Origin of the sequence: Bifidobacterium catenulatum PV20-2 (assembly GCF_000800455.1) — a bacterium.
GTDB lineage: Bacteria > Actinomycetota > Actinomycetes > Actinomycetales > Bifidobacteriaceae > Bifidobacterium > Bifidobacterium kashiwanohense_A.
In genome coordinates this window covers 517,880-538,556 of sequence record NZ_CP007456.1, presented here as the reverse complement: position 1 = coordinate 538,556, position 20,677 = coordinate 517,880, and the positions used below count along the sequence as shown (strand labels likewise).

Annotated in this window: 14 protein-coding genes; 1 reads left to right on the top strand and 13 read right to left on the bottom strand. The window is 53.8% G+C overall.

Going from position 1 to position 20,677, the window contains the following annotated elements; all coding sequences use genetic code 11:
* Position 1 precedes the first annotated feature (1 nt).
* The 3 genes from AH68_RS02250 to AH68_RS02240 form a co-directional block, all read right to left on the bottom strand.
* Positions 2-1,447 carry a D-alanyl-D-alanine carboxypeptidase/D-alanyl-D-alanine-endopeptidase gene (locus AH68_RS02250; RefSeq protein WP_039197273.1) on the bottom strand — a complete coding sequence of 482 codons (1,446 nt, stop codon included), beginning with the start codon at positions 1,445-1,447 and terminating at the stop codon, positions 2-4.
* A 93-nt stretch (positions 1,448-1,540) separates the two neighbouring features.
* Positions 1,541-2,764, bottom strand: coding sequence for a glycosyltransferase family 2 protein (locus AH68_RS02245; protein WP_039197271.1), 1,224 nt, complete (start codon positions 2,762-2,764; stop codon positions 1,541-1,543).
* A complete protein-coding gene (locus AH68_RS02240) occupies positions 2,764-4,302 on the bottom strand; it encodes an AI-2E family transporter (RefSeq protein ID WP_039197269.1) in 1,539 nt (512 codons plus the stop codon). The genes AH68_RS02245 and AH68_RS02240 overlap by 1 nt, the downstream gene beginning before the upstream one ends.
* A 54-nt stretch (positions 4,303-4,356) precedes the next feature.
* Between AH68_RS02240 and AH68_RS02235 the strand changes: the two genes are divergently transcribed.
* Positions 4,357-5,292, top strand: coding sequence for a glycosyltransferase family 2 protein (locus AH68_RS02235; RefSeq protein ID WP_039197267.1), 936 nt, complete (start codon positions 4,357-4,359; stop codon positions 5,290-5,292).
* 183 nt (positions 5,293-5,475) lie between these two features.
* Here AH68_RS02235 and fucO read toward each other — a convergent pair whose 3' ends face one another.
* The 10 genes from fucO to AH68_RS02185 form a co-directional block, all read right to left on the bottom strand.
* On the bottom strand, positions 5,476-6,627 hold the full coding sequence (fucO, locus tag AH68_RS02230) for a lactaldehyde reductase (RefSeq protein WP_033500889.1): 1,152 nt from the start codon (positions 6,625-6,627) through the stop codon (positions 5,476-5,478).
* A gap of 185 nt (positions 6,628-6,812) precedes the next feature.
* A complete protein-coding gene (locus AH68_RS02225) occupies positions 6,813-8,981 on the bottom strand; it encodes a GGDEF domain-containing protein (protein WP_052189243.1) in 2,169 nt (722 codons plus the stop codon).
* A 33-nt stretch (positions 8,982-9,014) separates the two neighbouring features.
* Entirely contained in the window at positions 9,015-9,680 is a 666-nt protein-coding gene (locus tag AH68_RS02220; RefSeq protein ID WP_039197262.1) for a DUF4956 domain-containing protein, read from the bottom strand.
* Positions 9,681-9,758: 78 nt separating this feature from the next.
* Positions 9,759-10,583, bottom strand: coding sequence for a polyphosphate polymerase domain-containing protein (locus tag AH68_RS02215; RefSeq protein WP_039197261.1), 825 nt, complete (start codon positions 10,581-10,583; stop codon positions 9,759-9,761).
* Positions 10,573-12,387 (bottom strand): CotH kinase family protein, encoded by a 1,815-nt coding sequence (locus AH68_RS02210; protein WP_039197259.1) that lies wholly within the window; start codon positions 12,385-12,387, stop codon positions 10,573-10,575. The genes AH68_RS02215 and AH68_RS02210 overlap by 11 nt, the downstream gene beginning before the upstream one ends.
* A gap of 3 nt (positions 12,388-12,390) precedes the next feature.
* A complete protein-coding gene (gene pelG / locus AH68_RS02205) occupies positions 12,391-13,938 on the bottom strand; it encodes an exopolysaccharide Pel transporter PelG (protein WP_039197257.1) in 1,548 nt (515 codons plus the stop codon).
* A gap of 1 nt (position 13,939) precedes the next feature.
* Complete coding sequence (gene pelF, locus AH68_RS02200; RefSeq protein WP_039197255.1) at positions 13,940-15,358, bottom strand: GT4 family glycosyltransferase PelF; 1,419 nt, start codon at positions 15,356-15,358, stop codon at positions 13,940-13,942.
* Positions 15,355-17,235, bottom strand: a complete 1,881-nt coding sequence (locus AH68_RS02195; protein WP_039197252.1) for a DUF2194 domain-containing protein — start codon at positions 17,233-17,235, stop codon at positions 15,355-15,357. Before AH68_RS02195 ends, pelF begins: the two co-directional genes overlap by 4 nt.
* Positions 17,232-18,140, bottom strand: coding sequence for a hypothetical protein (locus tag AH68_RS02190; protein ID WP_039197250.1), 909 nt, complete (start codon positions 18,138-18,140; stop codon positions 17,232-17,234). The genes AH68_RS02195 and AH68_RS02190 overlap by 4 nt, the downstream gene beginning before the upstream one ends.
* The gene (locus AH68_RS02185) at positions 18,137-20,344 is read right to left on the bottom strand and encodes an NAD-dependent epimerase/dehydratase family protein (RefSeq protein WP_039197248.1); all 2,208 of its coding nucleotides are present in this window, start codon (positions 20,342-20,344) and stop codon (positions 18,137-18,139) included. Before AH68_RS02185 ends, AH68_RS02190 begins: the two co-directional genes overlap by 4 nt.
* Positions 20,345-20,677: the final 333 nt, after the last annotated feature.

Sequence of the window (20,677 nt, the reverse complement as noted above, 5' to 3'; positions counted from 1 at the left end):
ATCACAGCTTCGGCAGTGCGGCCACAAAAGTGTCGATAGCAGATTTCGCAGCCTCGAAATCATCGGGATTGTTGACGATCACGGCAAAGCTCAGCGCACCTCCGTTGTGACGCGACACATTGCCGGTCATGGAGGTCACATCCCCCAAACTGCCGGTTTTGACACGGATGAGACCAGCCTCGTCAGCATCGTTCAAACGATTCGCGGCAGTGCCCACGAATCCCACGACCGACAATCCTTCGGCAGCGGCGGCTCCGGCACCGCTCGTCAGGTTGCGTTGCTGCACTTCCAGCAGGGTGCGCGCGGTGAGTTTGGACTCCTCGGACAGACCCGAACAGTTGGGCATGATGAGACCTTCGGTGGAGATTCCCCGCTGAACCAGCACCTGTTCGACTGACCGCACAGCCCCGGCCGGCGAATTGTCGACGCCGAGATGCAAAGCCAGCAATCTGCCAAATTCCTCAGCCAAGGAATTGTCGGAATGCCGAAGCATGAACGCCATGATCTCATTCAGCGATGCGGAATGCACGTCCGCGATGGGACTGGTGCCTTCGGGTACCGTTCCCTGCTCCACGGAAGAGTTCACGGCAATGCCCTGTTCAGCCAAACGCTGCGTGAACACCTGCGCGGCCTCGCGGGCAGGCTGCGTACTCAAAGCGGGGTATGTGCTGAAAATATCGGGATCTGCGGGATTGGCACCGTTCCAATTGCGTCCGCCATCTACCGCCATGGACGCGGTCGGCGCGTAGTACACATGGTCCGAGTCGAGCTCGGCGATGCCGCTCGGCCAACGGTCGTTACCGAACAGGGAATCATCATAGACAAGCGTCACGGAAGTGATGTCCCGCTGGTGTAACGCCTTGGCCGTATTTGCGGCAAGCGTCCCCAGTCCGGCACGCCCATTGATATGCGCCGAATCCGATGCACCGGCACCGAGCAGCATGTCGCCATTGCCTTTGAGCACCAATCGCGCGGTGCCGTCCTCACGCTGTTCCAGATAGGTCTGCGTATCCAACGTCTTGCCCATGTCGAGCGTGGTCGCCGCCGCATATGCCGTCAACGTTTTCATGGTGGATGCCGGAGTATACGACTTGTCGAGATCATGTTCGGCCACCACATTGCCAGCCGCATCGGCGATGGCGATGGCATATTCGCCACCGAAGTCGGAGGCGGCCGTTTCGAATTGGCTGATCAGTGCCTTCGCCGCAACTGCATCCACGGTCTTCGAAGCGTCAAGCCCTCCGACCACCGTTGCCGCAGGAACGGCGTTGCCCGGCGTCTTGGCGGTGATGTGTTCGACCTCCTGCAGGGTAAGAACGCCCGGCAGCTTGTCGAAAATGTCGGCCACGACATAGCCAACGCACAATACCGTGGTGAGCGCCACGGAAAGCGCCACCGTGATGTATCGACGGCGTTTCACATGCCGGTATTCAGCCGAATCATCCATGGAACAACAACACTCCAGTCATAAGCGGAAATCGAAATGAAAAATCGAAATGAAAACGAAAAGGCAGGAAACGCGCAAGCCAGCGAACAAACGTCATCCCTTATGCTCGATTGGCTTCCATTCCGACTTGGCGAACATAGCCTGGAACGAGATCGGCACATAACTGAACATGTAGATCGGGAAGCTCAGCACATACGCGAACAGCTCCTTGTTGGTGGCACCAATCTGATCGCGTTCCACAATAATCGTCAACGCGGCCAACGCCATCATGCCGATCACCGACGTCACAATGCCGGACGTCCAACCGGCCAACGAGCTCAACTGGCTCTGCCATGTCACGAATCCGCAGGTCGCAAACAACAGTCCCAGCAGAACGCGCACAATACCGATCACCGTGAACGGACACAACAACAGTGTGAAATCAACGGCGGAGAAATCGCGTTCCCTGATGGCGCGTTTGACCAAAGCCGGCCCGTAATAACGGAACACTTGCAGGAAACCCTTGCTCCAACGCAAACGCTGACGCCAGCTCTGCGCGAAGGTGACAGGCTGCTCGTCATACAGAATCGCGGTACCGCAGTAGCCGATGCGGTCGCCGTGTAGCAAGGAATCCATGGTGAATTCCAAATCCTCGGTCAAAAGGTGGAATTTCCAACCATTATTACGACGCATGATCTCCTGCGAAAACATGAAACCTGTGCCCCCTACATGGCAGCTGTTGCCGAGCCACATGCGCGAGGCCGACAGGAATCGAGATTCACGGATGAACCACAATGCAGAACCGGAAGAGACCCAATTGTCGGACAAATTCACGGAATTACGGTAGCTGGTGAGAATCTTAAAGCCCGACTGGAACGCCTTGTTCATCTCTTCGACGTAATGCTTGTCGAGCTTGTTGTCGGCATCGAACACGAAGAACGCGTCGTACAGGTCGGATGCGCCGGATTCGTTCATCTGGTCAAGCAGATACGTCAATGCGTAGCCCTTGCCCACAAGTTCCTTGTTGAAGCGTTCGACCACATGGCAGCCCATGTTGCGCGCCACTTCGGCGGTATTGTCGGTGCAATTGTCGGCAACGAGCCAAATGTCGATCAGCTCGCTCGGGTACGTCTGCGTTTGGATGCAGGTAATGAGGTTGCCGATGACTTTCGCCTCGTTTCGTGCGGAAATCAGCACCGCGTAACGCTTGTTCATCGGCGCATCGGGAAATTTGATCGGCTTGGTGAACAGGGAGATGAGAATGCACACCGCCTGATAGACCACACCTGCGCCGCCGACGATGACCAGCAGAATGTCAAGTACGCTCAGCAGTACCATTAACGCCACCTACTTCTTGGATTGTCATCCGCGTTTTTCGTGCTTCCTTCAGCTTCCCGCGATTCGCCGTTCTTCCGTTCATTGCCGGATTCCGATTTTTCGTTGGATTCCTGCGATGGGTTTTCGCTCTCAAGACCCTGCAATGGCTTGCGTTCCGTTTTGTCCAACACGTGCTTCGGAATGGCGACGGTTTCGCCCGATTCCAGCGATTCCTCGGAACGGGTGATATTGTACGCCTGCTCCTGTAACTGCCGCACTTCGTCGGAAATCGGCACATGCGCACTGGATCCCTGCACCGCGCGAGGCATATTGTGCAGATGCTCGCTGATGACTTCGGCACCTTCCACCAGCTTCGACTTCTTTTCAGGCACCGGATCATCCATCAGCGGGGAGTCAACCAGCTCGTACCGCTTTGTATAGGTGCGGAAGATCGTCTGCACGGAAGCGACCACCGGCAATGCGAGGAATGCGCCAAGCGCGCCGAACAGCGAAGTGAACGCCAACACCGCGAGGAACGCCACGGCATCATTCACATCCATGGTGCGCTGGGAGATCTTCGGCGCGAAGATCAGATTCTCAATCTGCTGATACACGCAGATGAACACCAGCACCGCCACGGCCTGCCACAGTCCGCAGCTGCCCCACGCGAACAGCACCGGCAATGCGCCGCCGATATACGTGCCCAGCATAGGAATGAACTGCGAAACCATACCGCAGAACAGCGCCAACGGTAGCCAATAGGGCACGTGCAGCAGCATCAGACAGATTCCGGTGAAGAACGCGTTCAGCAACGCGAGAATGGCGCGGGAGAACAGGAACGACGAGATCTGGCTCTGGCTCACCGTCCACACGAACAGGAATCGGCGCTGAGCCGCCGGAGCCATCCACTGGCATGCGGCACGACGCAGTTTCGGGCCAGCCGCTGAAATGTAATACGTGGTCATGATTATCGTCATGAGGTTGATCAGGAACGAAAACAATCCCGACACTGTATTTAGCGCGGTACCCGCGAAATCGGTGACCCATGACGTTTGAATGTTCTTCAGAATCTCATTGCCGAGATTATTGATCTCAGGAAGTTGGAAATTCGCGTATTGACTGGCGAACTGGCACATCTGCTCGTACAGGTCGGGCAGACCGTTCACCAATGCGATCACCTGCTGCACGAACAGGTTGCCGAACAGCGTGAACAGCACGCCGAGAATCACGGCCAGCATCAGCAGCGAGAACAGCGAGGCGAACGAACGTTTCCAGCCATGCTTGACCAGCGGCACCACCATCGGCTCCACCGCGAGCGCGATGAACAGCGAGACGATGATGTCGATCACCAGGTATTCGATTTTGCCCCAGCTGCGCCAGCAGAAAGTAAACACCACAATGGCTATGGCGATGTATAGCAGCGCACGCCCCAACCATTCCGGCGGTTTTCGGGGATCTCCTTTGGCTGGAAACAAGGTGCCGAGATCCCAGCGCTGCTCGCTGGTGTTCGCACCGTTTTCACTCTGCGTATTGTTCAATCGCTGTTCGCTTTCGCTCATGGCTTCCCATTGTAGCGATAGGCGTCGTGTACAGGCTGAGCTATTGTGGTAGTTATGCTGAACGTTTCAATTGTCATCCCCGCTTGGAATGAAGAGGAGCGTATCAACGATTGCCTGTTGAATGCCACTAGGCAGACCGTGATGCCCCATGAAGTGATCGTTGTCGACAATCGTTCCACCGATTCGACGGTAGCTGTGGTGGAGCAGTTTATGAAAGACCACCCTCAAGCCCCTGTTCGCTTGTTGCATCAGGATGAGGAGCAGGGATTGATTCCGACGCGAGATTATGGTTTGAATCACGCCACCGGCGATATTCTAGGCCGTTTCGACGCTGATTGCATGATTCGCCCGGATTGGGTCGAGGTGGTGTCCGGCATTTTCACTGAGGATCCGGAGGCCATGGGTGCCACTGGTCCGGTGATGTATTACGATTTGCCGAGCCGCCATTTTGGTTTGCGTGGGGATAATTCCACGCGCAAGCGCATTTACAAGGCCGACGGCGGCCAGCCATTGCTGTTTGGCTCGAATATGGCGGTCCGTGCTTCAGCTTGGCGCGAAATTTGCGACGAGGTGTGCCGCGACAAGGCCGATGTGATGCATGAGGATATCGATATTTCGCTGCATCTGCTGGGCAAGGATTTGAAAACCGTGTACTGCCCGCGCATGATCGCCGGCATCAGCGCCCGCCGTATGGACACGTCGCTCACGTCGTTCAATAATTACATGCGTCGTTTCAAGAACACGTTCGACGCGCATCCACAGCATTCACGCAAGCATAAGCCGGAGATTCTGCTCACCGCGCTGTATCCGGTGATGCATCTGCTGTATCCGGTGTGGCAGAAGGTGCTTGACACCGCCGATATCAATCCTGCGGAGGCGGCGTGGATCAACGAGCAGATGGAATTGGCCGAGCAGGAGGGACGTGAATGGTATGACGACACCCCTACTGATGAGGAGTGGAGTGAAAAGCACGAGGATTCCAACGATTAATTCGCATATATTCATATTGAATTGAAGTATTCAATTCATCAACATGCGTAATTATAATTGCATACAAAAATCGTGGTGTGAATTTGTTACGATTCACGCCACGATTTTTTTATGTTCTCAGCGATGTTCTCTCACGATTCGTCGTTCGTTACGCACGATTGCCGGTTCGTGGGAATTGCCGCATTACATCAGGCTCTTGTAGATGGCGAGGATGTCCTCCTGCGTGGCCTGACGGGGGTTGCCCGGCGTGCACACATCGTGGAAGGCATCATAGGCCAGCGGCTCAAGATCGGCTTCGGTGGCGCCGACTTCGGAGATGGTGGTCGGGTTCTTCAGATCCACGGTGAGCTTATGCACAGCCTGGACGGCCTCTTCGCGCACGGTTTCGATATCGCCGGTGTAGGCGTCCGCGATGCCGAAGGCGTCGGCGATGTCACGGTACTTCTCACCGGTGTAGTCCTTGTTGTATTCCATGACCGGAGCCAGCAGAATGCCGTTGGCAACGCCGTGGGCCACGCCGAGACGGCCGCCCAGCGGGTGGGCCATGCCATGCACCAGGCCGAGGCCGACGTTGGAGTAGGCCATACCGGTGATGTAGGAGGCGTATGCCATCTGCTCGCCTGCCGGAATGTCGCCGTCTGCGCTCTTGGCGAGATTCTTGGCGATCATACGGATGGTCTGCATGGACAGGCAGTCGGACAGGCTCCATGCGCCCGGAGTGATGTAACCTTCGATGGCGTGGGTCAGGGCGTCGAGTCCGGTGGCAACCTTGAGGCCACGCGGCATGGAGTCGGTCAGATCCGGGTCGACGAATGCGACGATCGGAATGTCGTGCGGGTCGACGGCCACGAACTTGCGCTTGTTGGCGGTGTCAGTGACCACATAGTTGATGGTGGTTTCCGAAGCGGTGCCGGCGGTGGTCGGCACGCCGAAGATCGGCACGGACGGATTCTTGGTGTCGGCAACGCCTTCCAGGGAGAGCACGTCGGAGAATTCCGGGTTGGCGGTGATGATGCCGATGCCCTTGCAGGTGTCTTGCGGGGAGCCGCCGCCCAAGCCGATCAGGAAGTCGGCACCGGATGCGGCGAACTTGGCGACACCGTCCTGAATGCATTCGACCGGCGGGTTCGGCTTGACGTTGTCGAAGACCTCATACGGCATGCCTGCCTCATCGAGCACATCGGTGACCTTCTTGACGGTGCCGGTTTCAAGCAACACCGGATCGGTGACGATGAATGCCTTGGTGAAGCCGTGCGACTTGGCAACGCCCGGAATCTCCTTGATGGCTCCGCGACCGAAATACGCCGTCTGGTTGAAAATCATGCGATAGACCATAGTGCTCTCCTTTAAGCTACTGTGCGTTCACAGGCTTCGCCATACCTTGCCGAAGCCAACGTTCCTATCATAAACCCATTTTCAACTGTCATGCGATCAACGACACCACGACATTATGTGACCATTCTCACAAAATAAAATAAGATGGGGGGGTGCAATCATCCATCGAACAACCTGTCCTTCTGCTACGGCAGGTCCTTACGTTCGAACACCCACATGGTCTCGTCCGTGGATCTGTTGTCGGTAAGAATCGTCAACATGAACCGCTCACCGTCGTTCTTCACGTAACCGCATTGCACTGCACCTTCCGACTTGAGCCGGCTACGGACGACATCGTAGTCAAGCAGTCGCAGGAGACCTTCTTGATATTCGGGAGCAATCCTCACACAGCAAAACTCACGTAATGCTTCGCGGAAGGAACCGCCATGACCATCAAGCATACGCTGAAAGAAATCGGGCACCATGATCGAACGCTGCGTATCGGTATTCAGATTGACTATAAATGACACCGGATAACGTACATTCAGATGTTCAAGCAGCATTTTCATATCCTCATCGCGCACCAGAATATCCTCAAGCTGGTTGTTGAGCATGCGGAGCTGGCGTTTGCCTCCGCCATTGACGTAATACTGTTTCTTGTCCTGACGCATACGGATTTCCGCCTGATTGATGAGGTCCGGAAGATCCCCTCCATCATCGGATTCGGCCATGCCTACGGATATATCCCAATCACCTTCCAGAAAATCCCGACGCATACGCGCCATCCGACGCATACTTTGGCTCACCGTATGGTTGCAGCTGATAATCACGAACTCGTCGCCTCCGACGCGGTAGATCCTGTCGTCACCAAAGCAGGCACGCATCGCATTCGCAAGTCCGCACAACGCCGAATCGCCCTTGGCATGCCCCAAATGGTTGTTGATTTCATGCAGTCCGATCATGTCGACGTACACCACCGTCAACGGCTGGTCATGCGTGGCCTGGATGTACTCCAAGTCGTCATCGTAGGCATTGCGGTTGAGCAGCCCCGTAAGCGAGTCCCTGCGGTAATTATCGGCATCGCCGCATGTCAATAGTTCCATGGACAGATTCCGTCCGACCAGCACCACAGCCCAAGGGTCGGATGGGGAACATACGTGAGTGGGAATCACCGCGAATGTAACTACGCCGGTTTTGGCCAATACCTCGCTGCGGTATATCCCCAGCACGGTTTCCTGCCTGTATAGCCGTTCCCGGATTGAGGTCAGATTCAGATCGGCGAAGAATCGCCCGACATCGTCAGGATGCACCACCCGGTTGGCGGCCACCGCACGCATGTAGGCGCCGAATTCGTCGACTTCCGGATCGGGAATCACCCCATCCCGTTTGATGACACGGTATTCGCCTGTCTCCACATTCAACCGGGATATTTCCGCCAGACCATCAGCCAGGATTTCAAAGGTGTCGGCCGCCAACGCGGAGACTCCCAACAGCACCCGGCCGTTGACAGTCACATGATTGCGATGCAGGTAATCGCACGACATATCCCAATAGTGCCGACCGTCGGCGCGTTCAGCCAACAGCGTTTCCATCTGGTTCACCGGCAGTGGAGGGTAGAAATAATATCCTTGGATATATCCGCATCCAAGTGCTTTCAGCCGATCGACCTGTTCCTTGGTTTGGGCGCCCTCGGCGATGATCATCAGATGCAGCTTCTTGGCCATCACAATCATGGATTGGATGATTTTCATGCCTTTACCGGCATTCTCATCGCTCAGTTCGATGAACTTCGTGTCCAGTTTGATCACATCGACATTAATGTCTTTGAGCATGTTCAGCGAGGAATATGCCGAACCGAAATCGTCCATCAGCACCACGATGCCTCTCGCATGCAGTTTGCGGATGGTGCCCTCCACTATGGGCAGGTTTTTCGCCACGGCACTTTCGGTGATTTCCACCTGCAATAGACGCGCGTCGACGTTATATTCGTTCAGCAGCCCGCCAATCACGTCGGCCACATCCATCTGGTTGATATCCATCATGGACACGTTCACGGAAACCGGTACCAGATTGCGTCCTTCACGCTCCCATCTGCCCAGCATCTCAGCCACGAAACGCCATACGAACATATCCACATGGCAGATACGCCCGGCTCTTTCCAATACCGGGACGAACCATCCTGGGGGAATCACGCCATATTTGGGGTGATTCCAGCGCACCAACGCCTCGGCTCCTACAATGGTTCCCGTCTCCGCATTGCATTTAGGCTGCAGATAACAGCAGAATTCGCCGTTTTCGAGCGCATAATCGATGTCTTCGAATGTGAAAAAAGGCACCAGCTCGTCGTTAGACGGCATTCCGCCCATTTCCGGCATGTCGGTCACGCGGTCTCCCTCTCGTCGAAAAAACTATCCGTGGTATTCGCCGTTGTACTGTATCAGTGTTACGTCCTCGACGCCATCAATCGCACGGATACGCTCGGCGAACGCCATATCCTTGTCGTCGCAAAACACTTCGACGGCCATTTCCACGCGTTCGCCACGCATGGTTTTGGATTTGACGAAGAATTTAGTACGTCCGAACGCACGCGTGATCTCATCGCCAGCCATATCGCCCACATAGTGGATCACCGCAATGTACACGCGCCCTTTGTCTTGATACGAGTAGAACAATGCCAACATGCCGATCATCACCAATCCGGCCACAATCACCAGCACATACATGCCCGCACCCGACGCAATACCTGAAGTAATCGCCCAGAACAAATACAGCAAATCCATCGGGTCCTTGACTGCGGTACGGTAACGAACAATCGACAATGCACCGACCATACCAAGAGAAATCACAATATTCGTACTGATGGACAATGTGACCATGCAGGTGAGCACGCACATGCCCACCAACGTGACCGCGAAACTGCGCGAATACACCACGCCCGTGTAGAAACGGCGGTACACGCAGCAAATAACGATGCCAACGATCAACGCCACCAGCAATGCCAGCGCCATTTTGGGCACATTATATTGGCTGAAGGATTTCAGCACCGACTTTTTGATCATGTCATTAACGCTCATAATGCTGTTCTTTCTCTCTTTGCTTCCTTGATTCGTAACGTTTGATTTCGGGAAATGCCAGCCGATCACAGACTGTCTTTACAGGCTCGGCACGCTCCAACCTTCCTGCCAGTAGTCGAATCCCCGCAAATACGAGGCTTTGTCATAACAGAGCACGTATTTCGAAGCCGAAGTCAACTCCTGAGCTTTGCCAGGCAACAGATCGCGTACCATCTGCGGCAGGAATTCGGTGAATTTGACTTCCATCACCAGTTTTCCCGGCTCAAGCACGGGCAGTACCGGCAGTGTGGAGTCGAAAATATCGAATCCTCCAACCGCCGCACGCACGTTCATATCGAAAGTGACACGCACGGTACCGGCGTCAAGAATCCACGGTTCGCGCTCATAATCGACGATCACACGCGGGCGCAACACATTGCACACGCATTCCACATAAAACTCGCGGCACAATTGATATTCGCTGTCACGCAAAAACTCGTAATCGCCGGCAAGAATACGGTCGAACTGCTCGTGCGTGAGCGACGCATCCTCCTTGTAGATCCAACTGTCGCTTTTGCGTTTGCGTTCCAGTTTGATCACGCGGTCGCTGTAATCGTAGATGCGAATACGATATTTCTTGCGCAGCAGCACACCATCGACTTTTTCCTGATATGCGGTGTTCCAATAATCGTCAAAATACAGGCTGCGAATCATATAGCCGCCGTTGCTCGCATGTTTGTCGAGACCAAGCAGCGGCGCCATACGCACGTTCAAATCGGCTTTTTGCGCGTATGAGATCAGATATTTGAGCTCATGACGGAACCGTTCCTTGGCTGTACGCGGCGGAACGGATAATTCTTCGCTGACTCGACGTTTGACGCGCTGCAGCAGCGACGTTCCTCGATTGCCACCGTCATTGCACATTGGCATCCTCCACAATGCTGCCGTCGGCTTTCACATAGAAGCACTTGGTGCCGTAGATCTTGTTGCCGTCGGTGACGTAGTAGTCAAACGCGTCCTGAGTCTCGCCTGATGCGTTGCGCACACTCACTTTGATGAAGTACTGGCCTTCACCGGGCATGTCCATCACGGCTTCCGGCAATACGAGGTTGCTCTGTGTGAACACTACATCCTTACCTTCGTAATCCTTGGCCACGGTGACGGTATAACGCAAATCCTCATCGTTGAAATCGTAGGAGACATCCCAGCTGAGTTTGAGCTTGCCATTGGTAGGGGTAGGTGTGCCGATGTAGAACGGCATGGGCTTGTTGAACCCGGTTTGGTATGTCTGGTAGTTCTGTTCGATTTCGCTGTGCAGCTGGTTCGCGATCACATCATATTGGCTTTTGGTAACGCCTTCATACATGGAATCAGGCATTTTCCACACATATTGTTCCGTAATGCTGCGGTAATGCTTCACCATGGAGTTGATGCGATTGGCATTCATGTACTTGTATTCGTCTTGCATTGCCTTGTCGAGCGCAGTTCGGAACGACTTGGTCTGCAAGCAGCGGCTAAACAGCATGTTGCCCCAGTAGTTGCTGATGCCGTTCTCCCAGCTTTTGCCGTCGGAACGTTGTTTGATCTCATATTCCTTGCGCATGAGCATGCCATCGTTGTCCCAGTCGAGCACGTAGAAGGTGTCAGAATTCGTGGGACTATACAGGTACATATTGCGGCTTTGCGTATCGGTATTGCCGGTCAACAGCTGGAATGCCATCCAGTATGCGAGATTTTCGGTATCGAAATATTTGCCGAGAATGTCGCTCATCGGCACTGAATAATCGTTGAGCGCGTTCAACATGGCAATCAGTTTGGTATGGTCGTTGTCGCCTTTGATTTCCAGTTTTTCTTCGAATTTCGTCTGATCGTAGTCGGGATCGTCGGCGAGTTTGATCACGTCTTCGTCTCGATGGAATTCGAAATAATTGACTTTATACAGCTGGCCGTTCTTATCAAGTCCGTGCGCTTGCAATGCGGTTTTGTTGAGCTGTTCGACCTGCGTATACAGACCGTAATCGTCAAAGGAATCCGATCCGCTGGTCTCGTCTTTCACATACAAGTGCACGAATTGCGTGCGCAGCCCCATCATCTGGTCGATGCCTTTGATGAGATCAAAGGCCATTTTGTTACGGAAACGCAGACCTTCACCCATATGCTTGTTCAATGCGATGGTACGCTGGCCACGCCACTTGCCTTTGCCGCTTTTCAACTCGATCTTGTAATTCTTCTGCTCGTTTTTACTCGATGACTGACCACGTACCTGCACGGTGGCGTTCGGCGCGCTTTCGCCAAAACCAAGCTCCCCGGAAACCGGCCCTTGTTCGTCGCCGACCTGCAGCAAACCATTGACCTTGTAGCGTCCAACGCCCATTGCCGCATAGTCCTCAACGGAATACTGGTTGATTTCACTCCAGCTATGGTCGGTTCCTTCTGACGAATTACCGCGCGATACCGTCAGATACATGGTTTCCACGCCGCTGTCGTCATACACCTTGTATAACGATTGGTTGTCGCGCAAGTGTGCGCCGTCGATGCTTTGTTCAGCGCTTTTCTTGACTTGCTCATGCGTCTGCGTTGAATCCGATGATTGCGATTGTTCATTATCGCTGGGTGATGAAGTCGCACATCCGGCGCAGGAAAGCACCATCAGCATTGCCGTCAATGCCGCTATTTGCTTGACAAGCGTGGTAATGGCTTTCGTGTTGCGTCGATTCCACCATGTCATGATTTACGATTCCTCCCCGATTGTATTGCTCGCTTCTGTAATGTTCGTCCCGCACTCGCGCCGCACGTGCCTCTTATATTCCGTGCGCTGCAGTGATTGATCGATTCGTTGTTCGCCGTGTTCAAGCAGTATGCCCAGTTCGGTGAAACGTCCACGTTTCGTCTGTGCCACAATCGGCTGCTGCCCCAGCACTCGGTATGGCAGATTGTCGGTGTATGAGGCAAGCCGGAATGTCGCATAAATAGCGAACAGCGACGCTCCCATCAGAAAACCGAAGCCGAACAGTGTGGTAGTGAAGAACTGTCCGATCACCGTGAAAATAACCGTCGACCCGGCAAATAATGCCGATGCAGTCAACGCACCGGAATAATCGGTGAAGTACAGCAGAATCAGCATTATGGTATTGCCGACCGCATACAGCGCATATCCGACGCATAGTACACGAAAATATCCATGCATCGCATCGTTGAAACCCAAAGGAAGCGCGTTCAGCGCTGTTTTTTCCAACGAAATCACGGCAGCGGTCACCAACAATTGCTTCAACGCCGTGTAATGCAATTCTCGATTGAGCACAGCCAGCATTTCATTTTCGGCAACGGTAATGTCTTTGACCGTGCCTCCATCGTTGAGCAGACTGTAATACGAACGATATGTCGGATAGAAATTCACTTCCACCGACACCACAAAATTCACCGTGGTGATCAGAATCGTCAAAAATGCAAGCATGGCGGGCACATCGTAGTATGGCGCACCGTAAAACAGACCCTTCACTTTGATGCCAAGCGGCCCACACCAAGTGATCACCAAATGGGCGAACAGGCCGATAGTGGTGAACAATCCAGTCAACGCCAACGGCAGAAACTGATCGACCCACTGCAGAAACAGCCACGGATGCTCACGACTTTGCGGAAAATAACGATGCAACAGGAGTACATCCCATACCAGCATCACACCATAGCCAAGCACCACCGCAAACAACAGCGACTCCACAGGAGGGCATGCCAACGCAAGCAGCACGCATGACGTAATAAACGCCACCAGCACTGCACCAGCAAAAGAATACAGAATGCTTTTGTAATCTTTAATGGCCGTCAAATAACTCATCGCATTCCAGTTGACGACCATTTCGAGAAACAACCATAAACACAACACGCCCTGCATCAGCGTGGATCCAGAAAACAGCAGAAACACCGTGTACAACACCGCGCCCACCACCAACATGATGCCGGTAGACCCCCAAAACGATGGCAGAATCATCTTCTCATCGTGATCAAACAGCATATCCGCCAAAAAACGTGTGACCGGCATCGACAGAAAACTTGTCAACACCAACGAGGCAAGCAATGTGTATGTGATCATGCATACGAGCAGATCACGGTCGGGGCGGCCCACCTGCCACCAACCGCTCACAATCAGCACGCCAAACTGCAGAAGCACGCCCAGCAGCATCGGGCCTGCGCAAATCACGCCGGCATAGCCGTAGGCTCGCAGCATTGCCATCAAGCCCCTACGATGGAACAGTTTCTTCAGTTCAAATCCAATACCAGCCATATCAGCGCTCCAATCCGAACTGATCCGCAGTATCGGCATACAGCTTGCGATAATCGTCAAGCATGCGCTCATGCCGATAATAGGCATTCACACGATCGCGGCCGATCTGCCCCATGGTTTCACGCAACACGCGACTGGAACACATGCGTTCCATCGCCCCGCTTAAGCCTTCGCGGTACATGGGAGGCACATAAAAACCGGCAGTGCCGAAATCATCGCCATCCTCACCTTCCAACAGCTCACGGCAACAGCCGACATCAGTAGTCACGCATGGGCGTGCGGCAGCGAACGATTCCAACACCGACAACGGTTGGCCTTCGGAAATGCTGGTCAACACGGTGAAATCAAGCTTGCGCATGTATTCCACCACATTCACACGGCCCGTGAATTCAAGATTGCGCACGCCCAACTGTTCCACAAGCTCATAGCATTCGTCGGCATACTCCTGATCGTCAACACCGCCAAGAATATGCAAACGCACATTGTCAACGCGAGATGAAAGCTCATGAAACGCATGAATCAGGGTTTTCACGTCTTTGATCGGCGCCATGCGCACCACCGCACCGATATCAACCCAACCATCGTCGGGTTTTAGAGGAATATCGCAAAAACGTTCGTATTGAATGCCGTTGGGAATAACCTGGCAGGCGTCGGCGGGAGCGCCCATACCGATTTGGATAAGACGGGCACGACCGAACAAACTAGTGATACGCCATGCACGCTGGTAAATCTGTTCAGAAAGCATGTAGAAGAAACGAATCCAGCGCGGACGGAAAACCGGAAGCACCCATTCGGCGGAAATAATCTCCTCTTCACGTTCGCGCGTGTAGATACCATGTTCCGTAAGCAATACCGGCGCATGGTTGATGGAACCGCCCAAACAGGCTAGCAATCCGCCATATCCGGTGGAAATCGCATGATAGATTTGCGCTTCCGGCACTTCGCCGCCCATCAGGTATAACACCGGCAGCAGCATGGAGCGCGCAGTATGGAAAGCATCCGCATAGGCCACATACGGATATTCTTCCATGCAGATTTGCGTGAACAGGTCAATGAATTCACGGCTTTGCAGGAACGACAGCGGATGCACGCCTTTGGTGTGGAACAGGTTGAACAGCACATCCCAGTCCGGGCTGCCAAGATTCACCAGTTCGCGCAATGACCGCAATTCCTCTTCGGTGAACGACACTTGCGCGCGTTCACCGCTCAGACGTAAGGCGTCGTCGAGGAACACCTCATGCACTTCCACCACATTGCTGGGCAGATCATATACGAATTTGCCGCGGTCTTCGGCTTTGGCGCCGATCACCCACAATACGAACTCGTGCTCTTTCATCGCTTCGATATAACTGTGCATCCATGTGGACACGCCACCATGCACGTACGGGTAGCATCCTTCCAAAACCAGGCAGATTCTCATGCCACCCCCCCAGTCTTACGTTCTATATGAACCGTGGCGCTCGTGGCTTTGAGCAGATACAAATTGCCGGTCATCTTGGTGAGGCTTCCGCCGCGCACATTGCCGGGCGTACCATTACTGGCACGGAACATCAGCCACCCTTGATCGGTGAGGTTGCCAAGTTTCAGATCCCAACTGGTATCGGTTGTTTCCATCGAAACCGTCAATCCTGAGAATCGTTGCACCGCCGCAGCGCATTCCGTTCCAGTCTGCATGCGAATGGACGGAGCCGACTGTTCCAACCAATCCAAATAATCTTCCAATCCCTTGCGATAGGTTTCCCAGCCTTCTTTCGCACCACGATCTTCATCAAGCAGATCGTCGGGATGCATGAAGTGCGTGCTCACATAGTGCATGTTCAATTCGGAAACCGCGGCAAGACGCATGTACGTGTCGCCCACCATGCCGCCGGACACAATACGTGGAGCCTCCACCACGCCATCGGCCGCAACACCGAACTCCTGTATGTACGGCAAGGAACTGTCGGAGGGCATATACGTACTGGCGATGGCGCGAATCTGCGGCACATCCTCGCCTATGATCTTTCGTGCCTCTTGGGAGAGGATATTCGACGGCGGCACGTATACCGACGATGTTGCGGCCGGCAATACGTCTTTCTGGAATGCGATCAGTTCCTGCAATGATGCCACAATGGCTTTGCGATTCGGCCATTGCACGTACGCGTATTCTTTGCCGTAATGCGTATTCGGCAACACCAACGGCTGATGGTTGTACCCGTGATATCCGATTTCGCCGTTTTGCCGAAGCAGCAATCCTCCGTAATACTCGAATTGTGTGTTGTCCGTCTGTCGTACCGGATCATCCTTGGTGTCATCGCCGTAATTCTCAATCATCACACCGGTGAAACGAATACCGTACCGTTCCGCAAGACGCACCAAATCCGGCCACCATACTTGAGAATAGAATTCAGAAATATTCATGTTGTAGTCACGTTTGATGTATTTGCCATTGCCAGACGGTACCGGAGAGGGAAAATCATCCAAGTAGAACGCCGCGCTGTTAATCACCGGATAGGCCATGGCAGAACCGAGCAGACTGAACGCCGAAGCGTAAAATCCTCGAAACACCTTGCCGTAAATGCCGATATTGCACATCACAGCCGTTCCTGACTCCACCGCGTTCCTCCACACCAATGGCGTTCTGCCATTGGTGCTGACCGCTTCCACCTGTGCACGATCATTCAATGCGACGCTCAGCGACGATTTGAACGGGTCACTGAATGTGTATGTCTGGCCGCCACCCAACATAAAATCTCTGGACGGTGTAATGCCCTCAGTCGCCACATATTCGTATGTGGACGATTCAATGCCGATCTGCGGGCCGATCACGTCCAAATAGCCGGTTTTTTCGGGAGTCATGGCAAACATGACTCCGCCGCCCTTTTTGGCCCATTGCATGATTTGCAGCACATGCTCGCCCAGACAGTCGAGATTAGGCATGGCCACCACTATGGTGCTGTAGTGATTCAACGCTGGAAATTCAGCGTTTTCGTCAGCCACGTCAACCGTAGTGGTAGGGACTTTCATATCAAGCAGAATCTGGTCGAGCATGGCTTCGACATCGCTGACACCCTCCTGCGAACTGTCAACCACCAACAGATTCGTAGCTTTTTCGCCAGCGATGGCGTTGGCTGCAGGAATGGCCTTGTCTCGATCCAAGTAGGTGATGTCGAAACGCGTGGCACCATAATGCAAGCCCAAGCTCTCCACCAGCAACACCAATGCGATGACCATGAACACAGCCCAGACTTTGACCAAACCTTGCCAGCGGAATCGCTTCCACTTGGCCAACACGTCTGACAGGAATCCTCTGATCATGCGCGTTCAGCCTCCTTGGTTTCCGTCCAGAACCGCAGCGTGCGTCTTCCTTGGCCACCGAGATAAATATGCTTGCTTTCAATCTGCTGAACGGTTTGACGCAACGCATCGCCATCATTGCGTGCGGCATCGAGCCGTAGACGCATCAGCCATACATCGCCTTGATCCGGCCACCGTTCCATAGCGCCGTCAATGGTGCGTGCGGCATCATCAAAGAGTCCAAGATCGATCTGCATTTGCGCAAGACGGCATGCAACGTAATAATCGTCATGTTTGCGAAGTCGTTCCTGCAATACTTCGGCATATCGCTGCTTCTGCAACTGCAATGCGTATCCTTGTGCAATACCGGAATTGACATATCGTTCCAACGCATCGCAATAGCGTTCCAACATCGTTTCGGAATTTCGATGCTGCAGATAATCGTTACGGCAGCGTTGCAATGCAAGGTCTTCTTTGGCACTGATCTGTGCCATGGCGGTAGCCGCATAATGCACGACTTCCACATCCTCATTCAGTCGGGCCTGCGACAGCACATCGATATAACGGCTGGGATTGTCGTTGAGAATGGACATCACCAGACTACGCCGCTGACTCGAATCGTTGACGATCAGTGCCTCTTCCAACGGCACTGTATTGACGAAATCGGCTCGTTCCTCAACCAGAATGCTTCGACGTTCCTCATCATCCACACGCATTTGCTCAAGCCCCGGAGCCGTGTGCTCACCAACGCGAATCAGCGTGCGCGTATGCAGCATCAGCACGCATAATGGCCCCCACAATGGCACCAACAGCATGAAGGGAAGCAGCCCCCCACGAAGCACGCCAACGCGAGACAATACGCACAGCAGCACGCATATCATTACATGCACGGCGATAAGCAGCATCGCCATCACCGTCGCATTCATGCTGCGCCGCCTTCATGCGATGCGGAGTCATTCTGCGCAACGTTACTACGCGGCGTTTCATCCGCTTGCGACTCGATAGCTACTTGTTCCGAAGCCTCAGCCAGCAACGAATCTTCCTCGTGGCCTGAAACCAACTTCACATGCAATCCAGCCTGGATCAAACGCCTGTTGATGATCGGCAGCTCATGCTCACTGGCCTGATTCATGAGCACATACACATTGCCGTCCTGCAGTACACCGGCCTCATCCGTTTGACGAATGGCTCCCATCAGGCGGCTGCCATCGTCTTGCCAGGCGTCTTCCACACGCAACAGCAGATGATTGCTCATATGATCATGCTTGAGTTCGTTTGCAGCCAGCACTTTGGACAGGAACACCTGAGTGTTCAAGAATTCCGTGCCGGGCACCAGCATCGTCTGCCGCGCAACATTCTCATAATCGAAGGCACGCACCATCGCGGATTCCACCAAGCCGCACATGATGGTGAACAGGTTCTGGAAGTACAGGTTCATTTGATCGGGCTGCGCTTTGGCAAGCACAATCACCACGGCCAGCTTGCCATCGGCATGCACGCCCGCCGCATACATTGGAAGGTTTTGTTCAAGATTGCGGTTTACCCACAATCCGCCATGATCCAAGGCCGTGACAATGTTGGCATAATTCTCAAGCAGCGCCGACTTGCTGAATAAGGATTCAGTCTGCGGACTCGCGGCCATCAAACGCGCGAAACGACCACCATTATCGATTCGGTAAATACCGAAACTATCGCCGCCCAACGTATCTTGCATAATGCGAATGGTCGCGTGATACAGCTTTCGAGGCAGCACCTCGTCCAATTCACGGGTCATCGCATACATTTTGCCGAAACTGTCGCGCCTGCCGATAATCTGCCCGCGCAGCATACGACGATCATCAAGCACATCGTGGTACAGGTCACGCAGGAACGCAAGTCGCTCACGCAGCAAACCGTTTTCGTCACGCATGAATCGCAGGTTTTCGCGATTACGCATCTGCACGTATCCGCATACTGCGCCGGCAACGAAATACACCACAAACGTAATCCAGTTCGACGTATCGTAAAACAGTGGAGCGAATGATGCGCCGTTCGACGCGTACGACAACGCCATGCCTGCACATGCGAGCGCGGCCGCGAACACGCCTGCGTTCAGTCCGTACATCGTGCCGACGATCACCACGAAAAACAGGCGCAAATCCACGGTTCCCAGCTGACTGTTGCCTTGTACCGCGGTGCGAAGCATTTCCTCCAGTATGAACGTGACGCAGATTTCGAATGCGATCCATGGTTTCGAATGGTTGCGCAGAAAATCCCAGATCGGGTGCTTTCCGGATTGTTCCTGAGCACGTGCCTCTTTCCAGCGCTGAAGTATAGGGGGAAGATCCTGTTTGAGCGAATATCGCGGCGACCAGCCATAGCGCAATCGCAGCACATGATCGTCTGCTGGGTAACATTGGGTCCTGTCTTCGCCAAAAATCACCGATAATCCGGGAAATGCCGCGCTAATCACATCAGCCAAATCACCGTATGTGAAGTTGAACACGTTGGGCACATGGAATATTTCGCTTTCGGCGGTCCAATCGTCGAACATGCGGTAGATCAGTTCGGCAAGATCGTCGGCGCAGAGAAAGCATGTCTGCTGGTTCTTTTGCTCGCAGAACGACAATGTGCCCGATTCCGCCTGTTCAAATAGATGATTGAAATATGCGGTGACGCCGTTGCGATCCGACGCATACAGGTACGGGCTTCGAATGATTTTCGCTTCCAGACGGTAGGTACGCGCATAATACAGGCAGAGTTCTTCCGATGCTCGAGACATCAGGCTTTTGCTGGTATCCCGTACGTCGACGTTTTCCGGATAGGTGAACTCGGATTCGGGGCCGCTGACCATCAGCATTTGCGTTTGCCTGTTGCGAATGGCATGCAGAAGTCTTCGCAATGCTCCCAGATCGCCGTCTCTGTCGCTGCGTGGGGTCAGATTTTCGGAAAAGAATACGATGCGATCAAATTCGTATGTGGTGATGGTTTCGGCAAGGGTGTTGGCATCAGACATGTTGACGATTCTGAGACGGTCATTGCCGTCTACGGTGTCTTCTCGTTCCGCTATCACCACATGGTCTCGGGGAAAGGCATGCTGAATCCACTGTTTGGTAATGAAATCGGTATTACCTACCAAAAGCACTTCCATGCTACCGCCCCAGTGAATACTCCCTTAACGGGGTTATGGCATAGCTCTGCCCACAAACCCTCCATTGTTTCCGTCTTACGGTATTCCAGTGTAATCCGCTAACAGACAAATGCACCCCTCAACGGGGGTTTCTTGGTCATTGCTAAGTAGCGCATAAGATGACACACCCGTGCGGGGCATTGATACGCCCACATCACGGATTCGGCAAGACTCGAGATTCAGAGAGCCATGACCGAAGCGTCTGCCCCTTCAAAAAGTCATGGCCTCTCTGCAGTCAGTCCGCCGCAATTTTGGTTCCCATATGATTAAAAATGTGACGAAAACAAAAAACCT